This is a genomic window from uncultured Dysgonomonas sp. (assembly GCF_900079725.1).
Lineage (GTDB): Bacteria > Bacteroidota > Bacteroidia > Bacteroidales > Dysgonomonadaceae > Dysgonomonas.
Genome location: NZ_LT599032.1, coordinates 1,281,740 through 1,301,480 on the forward strand (window position 1 = coordinate 1,281,740; position 19,741 = coordinate 1,301,480).

Below are 19,741 nucleotides of genomic sequence, written 5' to 3' on the forward strand. Positions count from 1 at the left end.
GAATGCTTATCAATTCATAGTTCTTCATTTTTAATTCTTAATTATTTAGATTATGAGCGACTGGAAAGACCGTCTGAATGTGGTATATTCTACCAATCCGGACTTTAAATATGAAAAAGAAGGCGAAGAAGAGCAGGATACTTTGCCAAAAGAGAAACAGGCTTTGCGTATCTCTCTGGATAAACGAAACCGGAAGGGAAAAGCCGTTACCCTGATCACGGGATTTATCGGCACCACCGAAGATATGGAAGTGCTTGGTAAGCTATTGAAAGTAAAATGTGGCGTAGGAGGTTCTGCCAAAGACGGTGAAATCATCATACAAGGCGATTTCAGAAACAAAATACTGGAACTCCTGCAAAAGGAAGGATATGCCAAAGCACGCATTATTTGACGATGAAATAAATCTGCATGTATATAAAGCGTCGGCAGGCTCGGGTAAAACACACCGCCTGACCGCCGAGTATCTGTGCCTGTTATTTTCATCACCTTTTGCCTACCGGCACATATTGGCTGTGACCTTCACCAATAAGGCTACGGACGAAATGAAAAGGCGTATCATCGCCGAACTGGCAAATCTGGCACTAGGCCGCAACTCTGACTACATCGTACTATTGACCGATGAATACAGCTTCAGCGAAGAGCAACTGAGAAAAGAAGCATATGATGTACTTGTACGCATCCTGCACGATTATTCAGCCTTTTCGGTAAGCACCATCGACAAATTTTTCCAGCAAACCATGCGAGCCTTTACACGCGAAATAGGGTTAGGCGGAGGATACAACGTGGAGTTGGATACCGACAAAATATTGGGTGAAGCCATCGACTCCATGCTTTACGATCTGGAAAGCAAAGATAATAAACTGCTACTGGACTGGCTCATTCGTTTTTCGGAAGAAAAAGTAGAGAATGGCGAAACGTGGAATATCCGCAATGACATACAATCACTGTCGAAAGAGATATTTAAAGAAAGTTTTAAAACATACAGCAATCAGGTACAGGAAAATATTTCCGACAAGCAGCTAATGGCTGATTACAAGGAGATGCTTTTCGCCATCATCCAAACCTTTGAAAAGACTTCACAAGAGACAGGCGAAAAAGCACTGAATATAATGACCCGTTACGGACTGAAACCGGAAGATTTTAAAGGAGGGTCGCGTTCTCCCTTCTTCTCATTCCTGAAATGGGCAAACGGCGCGATAGACGAGCCTACCGCTACATTCCGCGCAATGGCCGATGAAGTATCCGGCTGGTACACGGCAAAAACCGGAGCGGAGATCAGAAACAAAATAGAAGACGCATACCCGGAACTGAACGTTTGCGTCTACGATATAATAAACCATTACGACAATTCACGTACCTATCAGACGGCATATGAAATAAACCGCTATTTTTTCACACTTGGGATACTGGGCGATGTGGATAAAAAAATACGGGAGTACGCTGCGGAAAACAATGTCATGCTGATTTCGGATACTACCGAATTACTTAACCGTATCATAGAGGGAAATGAATCACCGTTTATCTACGAAAAGGTGGGATTGCGCGTCAATAACTATATGATAGACGAGTTTCAGGATACATCAGGCATGCAATGGCAAAACTTCCTGCCACTTGTACGTGACAGCCTGAGCGGAGGTAATAAGAATTTCATTGTAGGGGATGTAAAACAGAGCATTTACCGCTGGCGGAACTCGGACTGGAAACTGCTGGATGAACAACTCGACAAGGATTTCATCAATGAAGGCATTAATCACGAAACACTCGGTACCAACTGGCGTAGTTCGTACAATGTAATCGCATTCAATAATGCCATTTTTACTATCGGTGCAAGTTTGTTGCAGGATACATACAACAAGCCTCTACAAGACACGGATGATGAGCGATTACAACCTTTTTTCTCCCGTATAACCAAGGCATATAACGAATTATACCAGGAAATCCCGGAGAGCCACAAAAGCAATAAAGGGCGTGTCAAAGTAGAGTTTATAGATACCGATGAACATGTGTGGCAAGATTATGCCCTACAACAGTTACCGGAACAAATAGAAGAGCTGCAGGACAGGGGCTATAAGCTGAAAGACATCGCGATCCTCGTTCGCACGAAAAAGGAGGGTGCAGATGTAGCCAACCGCCTGCTGGAATATAAAAGCGAACACAGAGATACAAAATACCGGTACGATATCATTTCCGATGAAGCATTGTTTGTTGGCAACTCGAAAAGCATAAAGCTGATTATCGCCTTGCTGAAATACCTACATAACCCTCTGGATTCTTCACTAAAGGCTCTGGCTGTCTATGAATATTTCAAGTACAGCAACCAGCTAAGTGCAGAAGAAGCCCTGTTGAAATATTTTTCGACAAAAGATGATTTGCCCGAAGAGGTTAAGAACAAACTGAACCGTATCAGGGAACTTCCTCTATATGAGATGACGGAAGAGATGTTTGAATTGTTCCGCAGCGCAATGGAAGACAACGAACAGATTTACATACAATCATTCCTCGATATGGTGCTCGATTTCACCATCCGCAACTCGTCAGACCTCGATGCATTCCTTAAATGGTGGGACGAAACAGGTGTAAGCAAGACTATATTTACTCCCGACGGGCAGGACGCTATCCGTATCATGACCATACACAAATCGAAAGGGCTGGAATTTAAAGTAGTACTCATCCCTTTTTGCAATTGGGAGATAGACCATAAGCTGACAACTATACTGTGGTGCCATCCGCAAGCCGAACCATTCGACAGATTGCACCTCGTACCCGTAAAGTATTCGCAGAAACTGAAAAATACAATCTTCGACTATGAATATTTCGATGAACGCCTGCATGCGTTTATAGATAATATAAATGTGTTGTATGTGGCTTTCACCCGTGCTGAAAATGAACTGATCGTTTTTGCACCACGCCCGAAAAAAGATGAGGTAAGTAACATTTCCTCCTTACTATGGGCTTGCGTAAACACCACTCCTACCCTGTTATCTGATAAGCCGACATACATTGACTTGTCTCAATATCTGGATGAAGAAAAAGGTATATTTGAAATAAATAAAATGTATTCTCCCGTAAAAAAGGAGAAAAAGTCGCCTGTCGAGGAAATAAATATAGATAGCTTGTCGGGTACACCATATGATGAACGGGTAAAGCTACTCTTAAAAAATAAATACTATTTCTCAGATTCAGGACAGCGCGACTATGGTACCCTGATGCATGAAATAGTAAGTAAGGTACAAACTGTAGAGGATATCGAAAATGCAGTGGAAGAATATCATATTTCGGGCGATATAACTCTGGAACAAAAAAAATCAGTAATTGAATTACTTCACAATTACTTGTCTGATCCAATAGTTTCTGTCTGGTATTCCGGTGAATATAAAGTGCTGAACGAAGTCCAGATATTACAACCAAAAGGTACATTCAGCCGCCCCGACCGTGTAATGATAAAAGAGGATGAAGTCATTGTCATAGATTATAAGTTTGGTGAAAAAGAGGATAGAAAATATATCCGTCAGGTAAAATATTATGTAGAACAGATAAAAAAAATGGGATATACGGATGTAAAAGGCTATATTTGTTATCTTACACTGAAGAAGACAGTAGAAATCTAACGCTAATAAAAATCGAATACAATATATATGAAGTTATTTAAATTTACTTTTATTATATCTATATCTCTGGCCATCGGCTTAATATCGTGTAACAATAAGAATAAACAAACTAGTGAGCCTACACCCTCAGATAAGGGCTTCAATGATGAAGAAATCGCCAACAATTTCGATCTGAATAAAGGCTTGCTAATAGACCTGATGATGGACATTCCCTCGGCAGTCTACACAGTAGAAGGTAAAGGCCAATACTCTATACTGTATGTTCCAAAAACAGATGAAGGTATACTAAAATATAAAGACTTCGAGAAAAAGAATAATATACAACTGATCAAAGATTCGCTCGGAAATCTCTTCTATGATGATGAAACAGCGAAAAATATAGATGAGATACTACGAAAAGATTTAGACATTAAAGACTTCTGTCTGTTTGGCCGTTATATACCTGCTCAATATCTGATCGCCGACACGTTATCAGCCAAAGGCGACTATAGTGTAACCATACCGTACGAAATGCTTATATACAAACGTGAAGGCCAAAAATGGAGCCAGTTGAAGCAGGTAGTTGTATCGGACATTATGAATTACGATTATTACGAGACACTAAGTACTTATCAGAAATTGATGGAGAACAAAGAGGACTAGTACTACACTCAATATATTTCTCCTTTTACTAAATCGACAAAAAGTTCTGACAATTTCTGACTGACAGCTCCGGCATACACCTTGCCTTTTTCTGCGGTAGACTTCTTCGGATTCCCTATACCCGTATCATATGACACCTGCGCCCAATTTCGCGGAGTCCATCCCGTACCATCACGTAATGTTTCGGGTTTGAACGGAGTATAAGCCCCGTCTCCCGCCAGAGATAAGTTCACAAGTTCGGGATAGTAATGCATCATTACCGAAGTTTCCATCTCTCCGGCATGGTCGTCTCTTTCTTCAAAATATCCGGCCTGAGGCAAGATTGCAAACCAATCACTTACTACAATCAGAAAATGAGGATAATCGACAGCAAGATCACGGATCATATTTTTAAAACTATTGCCACCGTGGCCATTCACTATAACCAACGTATATATCCCCTGACAATCGAGAGAAGCGACAATATCGGTCAGTATACCCTTTTGCGTTTCGTACCGGCCATGCAGGCAAAAAGGAAGCTCGCGCTGCCCCGGATTCTGTGAGCCCAGCGTAATCGGAGGCAACACCATACCTTTTATCTTTTGCGAATCATATGCCTTTATTACAGCGTCTACTGATATACCATGTGCCAGATAACAATCGGTGATATATGGTAAATGATAGTTGTGTGGTTCGGTTGCTCCCCATGGAAGAACAGCAAAATCATATGTCTGCCCTTTGGTATCATTATATATAGCAGTAAGGATATCGAACGAAGGATTCATGTATTTCAGTTTTTAGGATAAATAAGAATAGCAAAGCTAATAAATGATAATGAATTTCAAATGATTTTATCTATAGAAAGGAGTGTCGTAACCCAGAGTTCTTTGACATATTAATTTGGCATACCATTTTCGAGATGGTAAAGAGGAACAATCTATAAATTATGTAACATGTGTTACCTTTTTGTTGAAAGCTGATAATGGAAAGTGACAGGGAATAGGGATAAGGTGTTTTCTTGTTTACTGCAAAAGTTGTTACTTTTGTTACCTTTTAACAAGTAATGAGTTTTAAATAATAAGTAATAAGTTGAAGAACTGTATTTTTGTTGACTGCTAACTGTAAATAGTGTTACCTTTGTTACCTTTTTTCAAAAAATAAAACGAGGAAAGCATATCTGGATTTTTGATAAAAAGAAAAAGAGATACCTTTCGATATCTCCCCGTATTTCAATATTAACTAAATATTAATTCCTTCCGCCTTTACGCCAGGTCCTGCTGTAATAACCTTCGGCCAAAGAGCTTACTATAACACCATATTTTATAGATGCGTGGATAAATTTACCTTCTCCCAGATACACTCCTACATGATTGATATATTTCTTGTTGAAAGTGGAAAAGAATACCATATCACCGGGGATAAGATCTTCTTTATCAAGGATAGACTCCTTCACATTTTTAGCAATAGTGGTACTCACCCTGTCCAGCTGTTGCCCAAATACGTTCTTATACATAATATTGGTGAACCCCGAACAATCAACCGCCTTACGGCTCATTCCACCTCTTCGGTATCGTGTACCCAGCCAGTCGGCTGCTTCACGGTACAAAGGCAGAAAAGATGCATCCTTTACAGAAACCCCTAACTGAGATGACAATTCCTGCATCTCTTTAATTTCTATCATATGTTTCTGGAGTGCATCCATCGTCCTTGATAAACTGGCATCAGCCATCAAATTATCTGACGAAGGGAATAGGGATGAATGGTCTTCTAAAGTCTGCTTCACCTGAGGCAACGCAATTATATTACCATCGGTAGTTTCAACTTCTATATTATGGGCTGATTGTTCTACTTTTACCTTTTTTGTAGTAACTGCACTTGTTTTTGATTTTTTCTTACCTGTTTTTGAATGCTTTGGTGTTATCGCTGCTATTGGCATAAATCCCATTGAAAACACTAATAGCATAGTGGATATTCTCAAAAATTTCTTCTGTGCAAGCATAGGTGTTAAATTTTAAATCGGATAAAAGTAGAAAAATCAACTTAATATATAGCTAAGTATCTGTGTTTTTTATAATTATTTAAGGAGTATTTTAACTATTTTATCCGACCTCCCTTTTTCCATGTACGGCTATAATAACCTTCGTCAAGGTGGCTTACGATGACACCTTTTGAGGTTGATGCATGAATAAAACTTCCATTCTTCAGGTAAATCCCTACATGGTTGATCCGGTTTGAATTCTTAGATGTGGCAAAGAAAACAAGATCACCTGTTTTCAGATTATTTTTAGATACTTTGTGCATCTTCATATCCGACAGGTCTGATGTCGACCTTGGAATTCTCATTCTATATACTTTCTGATACATCAGAAACGCAAATCCTGAGCAATCGAGGCCTCTCCGTGACAATCCCGCATGGCGATAGGGCACTCCAAGCCACTGGGAAACTTCTGCATACAACGGCATATTCTTATCATCATCCTTATCTGTATTACTAAGAGGTATACTTAGTTTTTTGGAAAGCTCCGCTACTTCTTTAGGATCATATAATTGTCCTCCCGGAGTTTTTTGTGTCCCACAGGAAGTAATAAAGAATATCAATATGATAAATAAGAAGGAATATGAAATTGTATATCTACGCATAATGCTTAGTTTAAGTGTTAAAGATAAGGATTATATAAAAGAAAAGCGATTCTTGTTTCCAAAAACCGCTTTTCTATATATTAAATAAAGAGATTAATTTGCTTTTTTATTTTTTGATTCCTTCAAATGAAACTGCAAGATCACCAATAAATGGCACTTCAGCAACTTTAATATCTAAAACTAATTTACCATTTTCAAGGGTACCTTTTACAGTAACAGGTACTGGTATTGAATCGTCAGTACCAACGATCTTTACTTCGATATTTTCTGTTGTTTCAGTCAATGTATATTTATCTCCGGATTTAGTAACAGGCACAGATTTCACTGCAATTCCGGTAACACCTATTGACGCGTCAGGTCCCATCGGTATAGTCAGGGTTTCGATAGATAACTTTAGATTATTATTGTCTCCTCTCGACAAAACAATCTCATTCGGCAAATCGCTTACTCCCATCCCAGGTATATCTAAAGTTCCTTCGTAAGTAGCAGCGATCTGTTCAGCATAACCTACAACCGTAGCTTTAAGGGTAGCTGTTTTCTTATCCTTATCGGTAACTGTTATAGTAGTCTCGCCCGCAGCTACACCTGTTATAGTAATTACATCGCCACTTACCGAAGCGGTTGCAGTCGTTTCACTTGCAGAGCTTACTTTGTAGTCTCCATTACCCTGAGTTATTTTTACTGTCACAGTAGCTCCCTGATCAACGCTGGTTTCGCTTTTTTCCAATGTCAGGTTCACCGGATCATCATCGTCACTACTACATGCTGTAAAAGTCAGTCCTAATGAAAAGACAAACATTAATAAACATAAAAGTTTCTTGTTCATAATGAATTTATTTGGTTAATAAAATTAGTGTCCTAGATATATTGATGCATTTTACAAAGCCAAAGTTGCATAAAGATATGCAACTTCGCAAAAGTTATAACACCATAACTATATCTGGCAGCACAAAAGTTAACTAAAATTAACTTTTATTTACTCAAATAATCATCGATATGCTGTGCGGTCTTTCTTCCCGATGCAATACTCGTTACAACTAATGATTGCCCACTTACACAGTCGCCGGCACCGAATACTTTGGCTACGTTTGTTGCTCTTTTAGAGTCGGTTGCAACATTGTAACGAATATCATCAGTCTTTATATCAAGCTCTTTCAATAAGCCTTCCTGTATAGGATGGATGAAACCAAGAGCAAGGAAAACAAGGTCTACTTTATGGATTTCAGGCTTTCCTACCTCTTTCATTATATGCTTGCCTGTTTCGTCTTGTTCCCATGCTACTTCAACAAGCTCTACTGCGGTGAGCTTACCATCTTCACCTATGAATCGCTTGGTATTCAGCGACCAGCGACGTTCACAGCCTTCAAGGTGTGACGAAGATGTTTTCAGTACAACAGGAAACGGTATCGGCCACGGATTGTCTATATCTTCCAATTTTGGTGGCTTAGGCAAAATTTCAATCTGCATAACATTAGTCGCTCCCTGGCGATTTGCAGTGCCAATACAGTCTGAGCCCGTATCTCCTCCTCCAATAACAAGAACATTCTTACCTTTAGCATCAATAATCTGGTCGGCAGGAATTTCTTCTTTTGCAATCATCTTATTCTGGGCAGTGAGGTATTCCATAGCATAGTGGACACCTTTCAGTTCACGCCCTTCGACAGGAAGGTTGCGTGGTACCTGTGAACCGATAGCAACACAGACTGCATCATATTCCTTCAGAATATCTTTGCCCTTTACATCTTTCCCTATTTCAGTATTTACTACAAACTTCACACCTTCGGCTTCCATCAACTTCAAGCGACGGTCGATAATATTCTTATTCAGTTTGAAGTCGGGAATACCGAAACGGAGCAAGCCTCCTATATTGGAATTTTTCTCATAAACAGTCACATCATGCCCTTTCTGATTCAGCTGATTAGCTACTGCCAGTCCCGATGGTCCCGAACCTATCACGGCCACTTTCTTTCCGGTACGGTGTGCAGGTATTTTAGGCTGAATGAAACCTTCGTTGAAAGCGTGTTCCAGTGCAGATGCCTCATTCTCGCGAATTGTTACAGGAGCACGGTGTATCGACAATACACATGATTTTTCACAAGGTGCGGGACAAATACGTCCTGTAAACTCAGGAAAGTCGTTTGTCTGCATCAGTACTTCTGCCGCCAGTTTCCAGTTACCTCTGTATATATACTCCTGAAATTCGGGCATCTTATTGCCTAGCGGGCATCCCCAATGACAAAACGGGATACCACAATCCATACAACGTGATGCCTGTTCGCGGCGGTCTTCTGTATTTAGGGTTTGTTCTACTTCACCAAAATCGAGGATACGCTCCTGTGCCGGACGGTATCCTGCGTCTTTTCTCTTTACTGTTAAAAATGCTTTTGGATTTCCCATTTTTTATAGCTGTTAGCTTCTAGCTTTTAGCCACTAGCTTTCGACTAATGGCTGATGGCTAATAGCTGATTTAGTAATCGAATTCTACTTGTGCTATTTTTTTCTTTATAGCTTCCAGTTTTTCATCCTGTAACACTTTCTTGTATTCAATAGGGGTTACTTTCATGAATTTCTCTACCTCTGTATTCCAGTTATCAAGAATGTGTTTTGCCAGAGGACTGTTTGTATATTCATAATGATTGGTGATCAGCTGACGCAGTTCCTTACTATCGTAAGTATCTTCTATCAATGTAAGCTCCACCATCTGCATATTGCAATAGTAGTCAAAGTCACCATCTACATTATATACATAAGCAACTCCGCCGCTCATACCTGCCGCGAAATTTCGTCCTGTCTTTCCAAGCACTACCGTACGGCCACCGGTCATATATTCGCAACAATGGTCTCCGGCTCCTTCCACAACGGCAGTTGCACCGCTATTGCGCACACAAAAACGCTCTCCTACCCGTCCGTTGATATATATTTCGCCAGAAGTAGCACCATACAGTAAGGTATTACCGGCAATGATATTTTCTTCGGGTTTGAAAGTCGATACAGCCGGCGGAACAATGATAATCTTACCACCCGACAAGCCTTTACCTACATAGTCATTGGCATCTCCTTCGAGTTTGAAGGTAACACCATGAGCAAGGAATGCTCCAAAGCTCTGCCCGGCCGCCCCCTGGAATGTACATTGAATAGTATCTGCAGGAAGTCCCGCATTACCGTACTTCTTCGCTATTTCGCCTGAAAGCATAGCGCCTACCGTACGATTCGTATTTCGTATTGTATGGGTAATAACAACAGGCATAGCCTTATCGATAGCCAGACGTGATGTTGTAATCAATTTCAAATCCAATACATCATCCAGCTTATGCTCCTGATTCTTTATACGGTGTATTGCATTTTCCTTCGCCTCGGCAGGAAAATAGATAAGACGGGACAAATCCAATTTCTCTACTTTCGCATTTGCTTCGCTTTTCACATATTTCAGCAAATCAGCACGGCCTACTATCTCATCCAACGACTTCACACCTAATGATGCCAGATGCTCACGCACTTCTTCGGCCAGAAAGTTGAAGTAGTTAATCAGATATTCGCTACGCCCGATAAATTTCTTCCTCAACTCTTCATTCTGGGTAGCCACACCGACAGGACAAGTATTTAGGTGACACTTACGCATCATAATACATCCTAATACTATCAGTGCGCTGGTTGCGAAACCAAATTCCTCAGCACCTAACATAGCAGCTACTATAATATCGTGTCCGGTCTTCAACTGACCGTCTGTCTGCAAATATACCTGTCCGCGCAGATTGTTCAGTACCAAAGTCTGTTGCACCTCAGCCAAACCGATTTCCAGCGGAAGTCCGGCATGCTTGATCGAACTTGCGGGACTTGCACCTGTACCTCCTTCGCAACCACTGATGACAATGCGGTCAGCTTTGGCTTTGGCCACCCCGGCAGCCACAGTTCCCACTCCGCTTTCAGATACCAATTTCACACTTATCTGTGCTGCCGGATTTACGCTCTTCAGATCGAAAATAAGCTGCGCCAAATCTTCGATAGAATATATATCGTGGTGCGGTGGTGGTGATATCAGCGAGATACCCGGAATCGAGTGACGAGTCTTCGCTATAATCTGATCTACCTTAAAGCCCGGAAGTTGTCCTCCCTCACCCGGTTTTGCTCCCTGTGCTATCTTGATCTGAAGTTCATCGGCATTCACCAGATATTCGGTAGTTACTCCGAAGCGGCCGGATGCCACTTGTTTGATAGATGAACGGGCATTTGTTGCAAAACGCTCGGGCAGTTCACCTCCCTCTCCGGTATTGCTTTTACCTCCGATAGCATTCATTGCCACAGCCATAGCTTCATGTGCTTCGCGGCTGATGGAACCGAACGACATGGCACCTGTTACAAAACGCTTGGTAATAGCCGATACCGGTTCTACCTCCGAAATATCGATTGGTTTCTTTGCCAAATCAAAATCAAGGAAGTCGCGCAGGAAAATCTTCTCCGGCTTTTTGTCGATCGAATTTGTATATTCCCTGAATTTCTTATAACTGCCCAAACGTGTAGACATCTGGAGATTCATTATCGTTTCGGGATTCCAGGCATGATATTCGCCATTGCGACGCCATGCATAAATACCCTGACTTACTAATGAAGGATCTACAAAATCTTCCTCGAATGCTTCGTAATATGCTTCGATAGTATCGCTTGCAATATCGTTCAGGTCAACACCTTCTATTTTGGATGTTGTTCCTTTGAAGTATTTATCTATCACTGCCGAACTGATACCGACAGCTTCAAATATCTGTGCGCCAATATAGCTTTTCAATGTAGAAATACCCATCTTCGACATAGTTTTCAGCAAACCTTTGTTGATGGCCTTCACGTAATTCTTCATGGCGGTATGGAAATCGAGGTGTATATCTCCTTTCTTCACCAATTCTTCGATTACAGCCAATGCCAAATAAGGATTCACCGCATTTGCCCCGTAACCGAACAGCAATGCGAAATGCATTACCTCACGCGGTTCGGCAGATTCTACCACAATATCTATCTGCATGCGTTTGCGGCGCTCGACCAAATAATGATGAACAGCAGACACAGCCAGCAGACACGGGATAGCGGCACTATCAGGGTTGACCCCCCTGTCGCTGAGAATGATATAGTTGTTACCGTTATCAACGGCCTTTTCAGCTTTCTTACACAGTTCATCTATAGCTTTTTCCAGACCTGCACCACCCTGCTTAGGATCGAAAAGCATTGGAAGTACCTCACATTTAAAGCCTTTGTATTGCAGGTGGATCAACAAGTCGAGTTCCCTGTTGGAAAGGAATGGATTTGACAGGCCAACCATCTTTGTATGCTCCGGCATCGGCTCCAATATATTCTTGTGAAGCGAACCTATATATCCGGCCAATGACATCACTAACTCTTCACGAATAGGGTCGATAGGCGGATTCGTTACCTGAGCAAACAACTGACGGAAATATGTAAACAGGCGTTGCGGCTTATTCGACAAAACAGCCACCGGCGCATCGTTACCCATCGAGGCGGTAGGTTCTTTTCCTTCCGCTGCCATAGGTGTCAGTATCTTTTCAATATCTTCTTTATAATAGCCGAATACTTTCAGCATCTTGGTGTAGTCTTCCACATTATATTTAGGAGTCCTACCCGAAGAAATATCATCGAGTGAAATACGGTTCTTTGCCAACCAATCGCGATAAGGATATGCTTTTGCAAGTTTCTCTTTCAGCTCGGCATCATATTGTATAGTACCCTCTTCGGTATCTACCATCAACATCTTACCCGGACGAAGACGTCCTTTTTCCTTTATCTCGGACGGTTCGAACGGAAGCACTCCCATCTCTGAAGCCACTACCATAATACCACTGTGAGTCATCAGGTAACGTGCAGGACGCAGGCCGTTGCGGTCAAGCAATCCTCCTGCATATCGTCCGTCAGAAAACAGCAATGTAGCAGGACCATCCCACGGCTCCATAAATATACTATGATATTCATAGAAGGCTTTCAGGTCATTCGAAATCGGATTTTTATCGTTCCATGATTCCGGTACCATCATTGCCATAGCATGCGGAAGCGATTTTCCGGACATCACAAGAAATTCAAGTACATTATCGAATGAAGCGCTATCACTCATATGTGGTTGTACAATCGGCCACAAATCGCTGATATTACCCAACAATTCCGATTTCAGCACACTTTCGCGGGCTTCCATCCACAGACGGTTACCTTTTATTGTATTGATCTCCCCATTGTGCGCCACCATACGGAAAGGGTGCGCCAGATCCCATGTAGGAAATGTATTGGTACTAAAACGTGAGTGTACAAGCGCAATAGCACTTGTAAGGTGCGGGTTCAGCAAATCGGGGAAATAATGGCGGAGCTGCTCCGACGACAACATCCCTTTATATATGATGCGCTTTGTGGACAGACTAACTATATAGAAAGCTTTCTTTGTCTCTAAAGAGAATACCTTCGAATTGAAGATCTCCTTCTCTATCTTCTTACGAAGGATATAAAGCCGATGTTCCAGCTCATCCTGGGACATCCCCTCTTCTCCAACTACAAATATCTGTTTTATATTCGGTTCATTCGAAAGAGCCATTTCACCCAATATATCACTATTGACAGGTACATCACGTACTGCCAGAAGCCTTAATCCTTCCTTGTCGATATATTGTGTAAGGGTAATCATACAAGACTCCATTTCCTTTTCACCCTTAGGCAAAAAGACGAGCCCTGTTCCATAATGTCCTTTTTCAGGGACGGGAATCCCTTGTAGTAGTATAAACTCGTGTGGTATCTGCAACATAATACCGGCACCGTCTCCGGTTTTGTTGTCTGCATTTTCTGCCCCACGATGAGTCATGTTCTCCAATACACGGAGACCATTCTCAACGATGGCGTGGGATTTAGCACCCTTCATATGAAGCACCATCCCTACCCCGCATGCGTCATGCTCATAGGCCGGGTCATATAATCCGTGCTGTACTGCTGATTTTAAATCCTGCATAGTTATTAGTTGATATATAATTGATAGAAAATTCGATTCCTGCCCCAAACTAAGACAGATGACAAATATACAAATTTTCAACACATAAAATCTCCTTTTGTTCGAAAAAATGATTTTTTACATAAAAAGAGCAGATTAAACCTCTTTTATTTAACAAAAATCTATTTAAAATTATTTTTATATTGAATATCTGATAATATAATTGTTAATTACTACTTTTGATGTTTCACTCATTAAATTAAAAAATTAAAACATAAGAATTATGAAGAAATTCCTATCAGCGATCCTCATTACAACATTCTTGTTTTCGTGCGGAGGGGCGCAAAAAGACACCACACCAACTGAAACGTCAACTACAGATTCAACTGATGTTATAACCTACTCAAATGTAAAAGACAAATCTTTCGACGATTTATTCATAAAAATAGAACCTACCGAATTGACTGAAAATGTATTCAAACTAGTAGGAAAAGATTATTCGGTGATTACTGCCGGCACTGATTCTCTCTACAACTCAATGACTGCGAGCTGGGGCGGCTGGGGACAACTTTTTGAAGTACCCGTTACATGGTGCTTCCTGAATGCGAGCCGTTATACACTCGAGTTCATAAAGAAAGAGCAAAGTTATACTATGACCTACTTCCCCGATCAGTTCAAAGATCAGGTAATAGCATTCGGCAGCAAAAGCGGAAGAAAATCCGACAAGATGAAAGAAACAACATTGACCTATGTGAAAACGCCGTCAGGCAACATCACATACAAAGAAGCCAAGCTAATAATAGAATGTAAATTGGTGGAAATTACAGAAACCAATCCTAAAGATTTCTACTCTGAAGAAGGAAAAGCATTTGTAGAAAAAGGAAAGAAAGACGGGAACGGTAAAGAATACCACAAACTCGTATTCGGTAACATAACTGCAGTATGGAAAAGAAAATAAAAACCGAATAGACATAACACAAAAAAAATGCCGACTCCTTTGGTAGTCGGCATTTTTCATTATAAATAAAAGTGATTAGCGAATAAAAAGTAACTCTCTATATTTAGCCAATGGCCACATTTCGTTATCTACGATCAGCTCCAGCTTATCGACATGATAACGGATCTCGTCCAGATAAGGTGCCACATTATCGTGGTATGCGATAGCTTTTTCGCGTTCACTCTCGATATTGTTTGCAATCTTACGAGCATCTATCATTTCGTGTACCTTAGCATTTATTGCATTCACATGAGTAGAGACTTTTTCGATCAATCTCAATTGTTCTGCTCCCAGTGTTTTATAATCGTCAGAAACTTCTTTCAGCTTCGATACATTTGTCAGTAAAATAGACTGATAAGAAATAGCCACAGGAATAATGTGATTCAAAGCCAAATCTCCGAGCACACGTGACTCTATCTGAATTTTCTTAGTATAAGTTTCCCATTTCACTTCGTTACGGGCATGCAGTTCTACCTCCGAAAGGATACCTGTAAATGTTTTGATACTTTGTTTCGATGTATACGCATCATAGATCACGGGAACACTGGTTTCGCAATCCAACTTACGTTTCTTAGCTTCAGCCTTCCACTCATCACTATAACCATTTCCATTGAAACGGATAGGGCGTGATTCTTTGATGTATTTCTTCAACACTTCATACAAAGCTTCTTCTTTCGACTTACCTTTAGCTATAAGACCGTCCACTTCTTCTTTAAACAGTCGGAGTTGTTCAGCAACAGATGCATTCAAAGCTGTCATAGCAGAAGCACAGTTTGCAGATGAACCTACCGCACGGAATTCGAAACGGTTACCTGTAAAGGCAAACGGAGATGTACGGTTACGGTCGGTATTATCAAGAAGGATTTCAGGTATCTGACCTACACCAAGACTGATCTGCTTCTTACTATCAACTACAATCGCGTCTTTTACTGCGCTCTTCTCAAATTTATCAAGTATATCGCTTACCTGTGAGCCAAGGAAAACAGATATGATAGCCGGAGGTGCTTCGTTAGCTCCCAAACGGTGAGCATTTGTAGCAGAAGATATAGATGCTTTGAGCAATCCGTTATTCTTATGCACTGCCGCAAGAATATTCGCTACAAAAGTGATGAAGCGCAGGTTTTCCACCTGATCTTTACCTGGAGAAAGCAGATTGATACCTGTATCGGTACTTAGCGACCAGTTATTATGCTTACCCGAACCATTGATTCCCTTGAACGGTTTTTCGTGGAACAATATACGGAAGGCATGTTTGCGAGCCACTTTGTCCATTACGGACATCACCAGCAAGTTATGATCTACAGCCAAATTACATTCTTCATATATAGGAGCCAACTCAAACTGGTTAGGTGCAACCTCGTTGTGGCGAGTCTTTACAGGAATACCCAAAGCATAAGCCTCATACTCCAACTCCTCCATAAAGCGTTGTACACGCTCAGGTATAGAACCGAAATAGTGGTCTTCCAGCTGTTGGTTCTTAGCACTCTCGTGACTCATCAATGTTCTTCCTGTCAGAGCCAGGTCAGGGCGAGCCATGAAAAGGTCTTCATCTACAAGGAAGTATTCTTGTTCCCAACCCAGATTGGATTGTATTTTCTTTACGTCTTTATTAAAATAGTGAACTACTTCGGTCGCAGCCTTATCTACTGCCGCCAGCGCTTTCAACAACGGAGTTTTATAGTCGAGAGCCTCACCTGTATAAGAGATAAATATAGTAGGGATACACAATGTATTGCCAACAATAAATGCAGGAGAAGACGGATCCCATGCAGAGTATCCTCGAGCTTCGAATGTATTGCGAAGACCTCCCGACGGGAAGCTGGATGCATCCGGTTCCTGCTGCGCAAGAAGTTTACCTTCAAATTCTTCGATCAAACCACCCTGTCCGTCATGCTCTACGAAAGCATCATGCTTTTCGGCAGTTCCGTCTGTCAACGGATGAAACCAGTGAGTATAGTGAGTCACACCGTTTTCCAAAGCCCACATACGCATACCTGCAGCTACGTGCTCAGCAAGGTTACGATTTACAGATCCTCCTTTATCGATAGCATTATTCAGCGCTTTGAAAGTTTCTTTCGAAAGGTATTTGGTCATAGCTTTACGATTGAAAACTTTCTCTCCATAATATTCCGATGTCTTCTTTCCGGGCTTTTCCACTTCTACCGGTTTTCTTTCCGAGGCCATCGCTACTGCTCTAAAACGTAACTTTGTCATAAACTTATTTTTATTGAGTTATATATGATTTGATTTTAAATAGAAATCTTTTTGAGACGGCTCACCGCCTCTTTCGTATTCTCTAATGTACCGAATGCCGTCAATCGCAGATAACCCTCTCCACTTGGGCCGAAACCAACACCGGGAGTACCTACTACATTCAACTCATTGAGCAGATAGTCGAAAAATCCCCAGGACGTAATACCGTTCGGGGTTTTCACCCATATGTAAGGAGAATTTACTCCTCCATAAACTTTCAACCCTTGCTCGCTAAGCCCTTCGCGAATTATCTTAGCATTATTCAGGTAATAATCGATCGTCTCCTTCACCTGCTTTTTACCCTCTACGGAATAACAGGCTTCGGCAGCACGTTGTATAATATATGGCACACCATTAAACTTAGTAGTATGCCGTCTGTTCCACAATTTATTCAATGACACCTTTTCACCTGTTTTAGTATACCCCATCAGCGCTTTAGGCACGACAGTGTATGCACAGCGCGTACCTGTAAATCCGGCAGTTTTGGAAAAGCTGCGAAACTCGATAGCCACTTCCTTAGCACCTTCTATTTCGTAAATACTGTGAGGTACGTCACTTTCGGTTATGAAAGCTTCATAAGCACTATCGAATAGGATAAGCGCTTTATTGTTTAAAGCATAATCTACCCACACTTTCAGTTGATCCTTTGTCAGTGTAGTACCTGTCGGATTATTAGGATAGCATAGATATATAATGTCTACTTTTTCGGTTGGTAGAGAAGGTACAAAATCATTTTCTGCAGTGCAAGGAAGATATACAACCTTGCTCCATTTTCCATTCTCCTGCAAATCACCCGCACGACCAGCCATCACATTGGTATCCACATAAACCGGATATACAGGATCGGTAATGGCTACAATATTATCAAGTCCGAGAATATCTCCTATATTACCTGTATCACTTTTAGAACCATCACTGACAAATACTTCGTCTACAGAAATATCCAGTCCGCGCGCCTTATAATCATTTTCTACAATTGTATTTACAAGGAAGTCATAACCCTGCTCCGGCCCATATCCCCTGAATGTCGCGGCATCGGACATCTCGTCCACAGCTTTATGCATTGCTTCTATCGAAGCCTGCGGTAGAGGTTTTGTTACATCTCCGATACCTAGACGGATAATAGTTGCGTCGGGGTGTGCAGTTTTAAATTCGTTTACTTTGCGTGCAATATCCGAGAACAGGTAGCTTCCCGGGAGCTTTGTATAATTTTCGTTTACTAAAATCATCTTTCTAATTTGATAATGAGATAATATGCCAATGCAGGGCATACAATCAATCCGTTCCTTTTTTAATTTATTAATCAATTTCCATATTGGCAAATTGGCACATCAGCCAATTAATTCACCTTCGAATACAGTAACAGCTTCACCTGTCATATACACATGGTTATTAAGGGCATCCCACTCTATTTTGAGATCACCACCCAGTAAATGTATCGTTATATCCCTATCGCAATGATTATTCAATACAGCAGCCACAGCAGCTGCACATGCTCCGGTTCCGCAAGCTAAAGTCTCCCCGGCTCCACGCTCCCACACACGCATATTTAATGTATTGCGATCTACCACTTCGATAAATTCCGTATTTGTCTTGCGCGGGAAGATAGGATTCTTCTCGAATTTAGGGCCTAATACAGGTAAGTCCAAATCTTTAATTCCTTTCATAAATATCACTGCGTGTGGATTCCCCATCGACACACACGATATTTTCCATATCTTACCGTCTATATCCAGAGGGTATTCCAACACAGGTTCTTCTGCTACCTGTACAGGAATTAAAGTAGGAGCAAGTATAGGTTCACCCATATCCACTGTCACTTTACGTGCAATAGCATCCCCATCTTTTAATGTAATATATTTCACACCGGCTTTGGTCTCCAGCGTTATTTCTTTTTTATCGGTCAGTCCATTGTCATACACATATTTACCTACACAGCGCGAAGCATTACCGCACATTTCAGCTTCCGAACCATCGGAATTGAACATCTGCATTCTAAAGTCGCATGTATCTGAGGGCAATATCAGCACTAATCCATCGGAACCAATACCAAAGTGACGGTTACTCAAGCGGACTGCCAACTCAGAAGGATTCTCTATTTGCTGAGTAAATCCATTCATATAAATATAGTCATTGCCGGCACCCTGCATTTTGGTAAATTTCAATTTCTTCATCCTCTATTCCGTCCTCTTTTTGAGTGTTATATTATTTCTATTTTCAAGACGCAAATTTCGTACAAATTATTCGATTTCGCAAGAATTTTGTATCATTTTTTCATTTTTAATAAAATAAAAAATCTTTTTGACTTGTTAATTTTCAAAATAACAATCATAAAGACAGAACGCAAGACCAAATGATTTACAAATGTCACACCTTTCTTCAATTAGACACCTTTAATCCATATTTTCACTATTTATTTGAGCAAAATATTTCTTTTAAACACCTTATAATATCCAACATCGAAAACCCCTTACACAAACTCCATGTTTCAGGGCGAAATATCAAGAAAAGATTTCCTATTCCATATAAAATACCCATCTTTGTGTTTTCAAAGTCCAGATTGTAGATTTTGAAAAAATAATAACCTAAAACAACGTGTAGCCTGCACCTTTTACAGAACGCTCAGACTACCACATTAATTATCGGATAATAGCGGAT

At 40.9% G+C, this 19,741-nt stretch carries 13 protein-coding genes; 4 read left to right on the plus strand and 9 right to left on the minus strand.

Features of this window, described 5'->3' with window-relative positions:
- Positions 1-52 precede the first annotated feature (52 nt).
- Genes QZL88_RS05595 through QZL88_RS05605 form a run of 3 tightly spaced genes read left to right on the plus strand, consistent with a single transcriptional unit; the run spans position 53 to position 4,250 of the window.
- Positions 53-391, plus strand: coding sequence for a translation initiation factor (locus QZL88_RS05595; RefSeq protein ID WP_296939050.1), 339 nt, complete (start codon positions 53-55; stop codon positions 389-391).
- Positions 369-3,608 (plus strand): UvrD-helicase domain-containing protein, encoded by a 3,240-nt coding sequence (locus tag QZL88_RS05600; protein ID WP_296939051.1) that lies wholly within the window; start codon positions 369-371, stop codon positions 3,606-3,608. The genes QZL88_RS05595 and QZL88_RS05600 overlap by 23 nt, the downstream gene beginning before the upstream one ends.
- 27 nt (positions 3,609-3,635) lie before the next feature.
- A complete protein-coding gene (locus tag QZL88_RS05605) occupies positions 3,636-4,250 on the plus strand; it encodes a hypothetical protein (protein ID WP_296939052.1) in 615 nt (204 codons plus the stop codon).
- An 8-nt stretch (positions 4,251-4,258) separates the two neighbouring features.
- On the opposite strand, the gene QZL88_RS05610 is transcribed toward QZL88_RS05605, so the two are convergent.
- The 6 genes from QZL88_RS05610 to gltB all read right to left on the minus strand — a co-directional run bounded on the left by QZL88_RS05610 (position 4,259) and on the right by gltB (position 13,854).
- On the minus strand, positions 4,259-5,014 hold the full coding sequence (locus tag QZL88_RS05610) for a creatininase family protein (RefSeq protein ID WP_296939053.1): 756 nt from the start codon (positions 5,012-5,014) through the stop codon (positions 4,259-4,261).
- Between the two features lie 461 nt (positions 5,015-5,475).
- Positions 5,476-6,228, minus strand: coding sequence for an NlpC/P60 family protein (locus tag QZL88_RS05615; protein WP_296939054.1), 753 nt, complete (start codon positions 6,226-6,228; stop codon positions 5,476-5,478).
- Positions 6,229-6,323: 95 nt separating this feature from the next.
- The gene (locus QZL88_RS05620) at positions 6,324-6,869 is read right to left on the minus strand and encodes an NlpC/P60 family protein (RefSeq protein WP_296939056.1); all 546 of its coding nucleotides are present in this window, start codon (positions 6,867-6,869) and stop codon (positions 6,324-6,326) included.
- 106 nt (positions 6,870-6,975) lie between these two features.
- Entirely contained in the window at positions 6,976-7,695 is a 720-nt protein-coding gene (locus tag QZL88_RS05625; protein WP_296939057.1) for a calycin-like domain-containing protein, read from the minus strand.
- 146 nt (positions 7,696-7,841) lie between these two features.
- Positions 7,842-9,266 (minus strand): glutamate synthase subunit beta, encoded by a 1,425-nt coding sequence (locus QZL88_RS05630; RefSeq protein ID WP_296939058.1) that lies wholly within the window; start codon positions 9,264-9,266, stop codon positions 7,842-7,844.
- A gap of 70 nt (positions 9,267-9,336) precedes the next feature.
- Positions 9,337-13,854 (minus strand): glutamate synthase large subunit, encoded by a 4,518-nt coding sequence (gene gltB / locus QZL88_RS05635; protein WP_296939059.1) that lies wholly within the window; start codon positions 13,852-13,854, stop codon positions 9,337-9,339.
- 262 nt (positions 13,855-14,116) lie between these two features.
- Here gltB and QZL88_RS05640 point away from each other — a divergent pair, with 262 nt between their 5' ends.
- Complete coding sequence (locus tag QZL88_RS05640; RefSeq protein WP_296939060.1) at positions 14,117-14,791, plus strand: flavin reductase; 675 nt, start codon at positions 14,117-14,119, stop codon at positions 14,789-14,791.
- A gap of 75 nt (positions 14,792-14,866) precedes the next feature.
- Here the strand turns inward: QZL88_RS05640 and QZL88_RS05645 are convergent, their stop codons facing one another.
- The 3 genes from QZL88_RS05645 to dapF all read right to left on the minus strand — a co-directional run bounded on the left by QZL88_RS05645 (position 14,867) and on the right by dapF (position 19,257).
- A complete protein-coding gene (locus QZL88_RS05645) occupies positions 14,867-17,044 on the minus strand; it encodes a glutamine synthetase III (protein WP_296939061.1) in 2,178 nt (725 codons plus the stop codon).
- Positions 17,045-17,079: 35 nt separating this feature from the next.
- On the minus strand, positions 17,080-18,312 hold the full coding sequence (locus tag QZL88_RS05650; protein ID WP_296939062.1) for an LL-diaminopimelate aminotransferase: 1,233 nt from the start codon (positions 18,310-18,312) through the stop codon (positions 17,080-17,082).
- 102 nt (positions 18,313-18,414) lie between these two features.
- Entirely contained in the window at positions 18,415-19,257 is an 843-nt protein-coding gene (dapF, locus tag QZL88_RS05655; RefSeq protein WP_296939063.1) for a diaminopimelate epimerase, read from the minus strand.
- Between the last annotated feature and the right edge of the window lie 484 nt (positions 19,258-19,741).

What these genes read in the sequence shown, in the direction of transcription:
- QZL88_RS05595 (WP_296939050.1), top strand. Translation starts at nt 53, where the DNA reads ATGAGCGACTGGAAAGACCGTCTGAATGTGGTATATTCTACCAATCCG.
- QZL88_RS05600 (WP_296939051.1), top strand. Translation starts at nt 369, where the DNA reads ATGCCAAAGCACGCATTATTTGACGATGAAATAAATCTGCATGTATAT.
- QZL88_RS05605 (WP_296939052.1), top strand. Translation starts at nt 3,636, where the DNA reads ATGAAGTTATTTAAATTTACTTTTATTATATCTATATCTCTGGCCATC.
- QZL88_RS05610 (WP_296939053.1), bottom strand. Translation starts at nt 5,014, where the DNA reads ATGAATCCTTCGTTCGATATCCTTACTGCTATATATAATGATACCAAA.
- QZL88_RS05615 (WP_296939054.1), bottom strand. Translation starts at nt 6,228, where the DNA reads ATGCTTGCACAGAAGAAATTTTTGAGAATATCCACTATGCTATTAGTG.
- QZL88_RS05620 (WP_296939056.1), bottom strand. Translation starts at nt 6,869, where the DNA reads ATGCGTAGATATACAATTTCATATTCCTTCTTATTTATCATATTGATA.
- QZL88_RS05625 (WP_296939057.1), bottom strand. Translation starts at nt 7,695, where the DNA reads ATGAACAAGAAACTTTTATGTTTATTAATGTTTGTCTTTTCATTAGGA.
- QZL88_RS05630 (WP_296939058.1), bottom strand. Translation starts at nt 9,266, where the DNA reads ATGGGAAATCCAAAAGCATTTTTAACAGTAAAGAGAAAAGACGCAGGA.
- gltB (WP_296939059.1), bottom strand. Translation starts at nt 13,854, where the DNA reads ATGCAGGATTTAAAATCAGCAGTACAGCACGGATTATATGACCCGGCC.
- QZL88_RS05640 (WP_296939060.1), top strand. Translation starts at nt 14,117, where the DNA reads ATGAAGAAATTCCTATCAGCGATCCTCATTACAACATTCTTGTTTTCG.
- QZL88_RS05645 (WP_296939061.1), bottom strand. Translation starts at nt 17,044, where the DNA reads ATGACAAAGTTACGTTTTAGAGCAGTAGCGATGGCCTCGGAAAGAAAA.
- QZL88_RS05650 (WP_296939062.1), bottom strand. Translation starts at nt 18,312, where the DNA reads ATGATTTTAGTAAACGAAAATTATACAAAGCTCCCGGGAAGCTACCTG.
- dapF (WP_296939063.1), bottom strand. Translation starts at nt 19,257, where the DNA reads ATGAAGAAATTGAAATTTACCAAAATGCAGGGTGCCGGCAATGACTAT.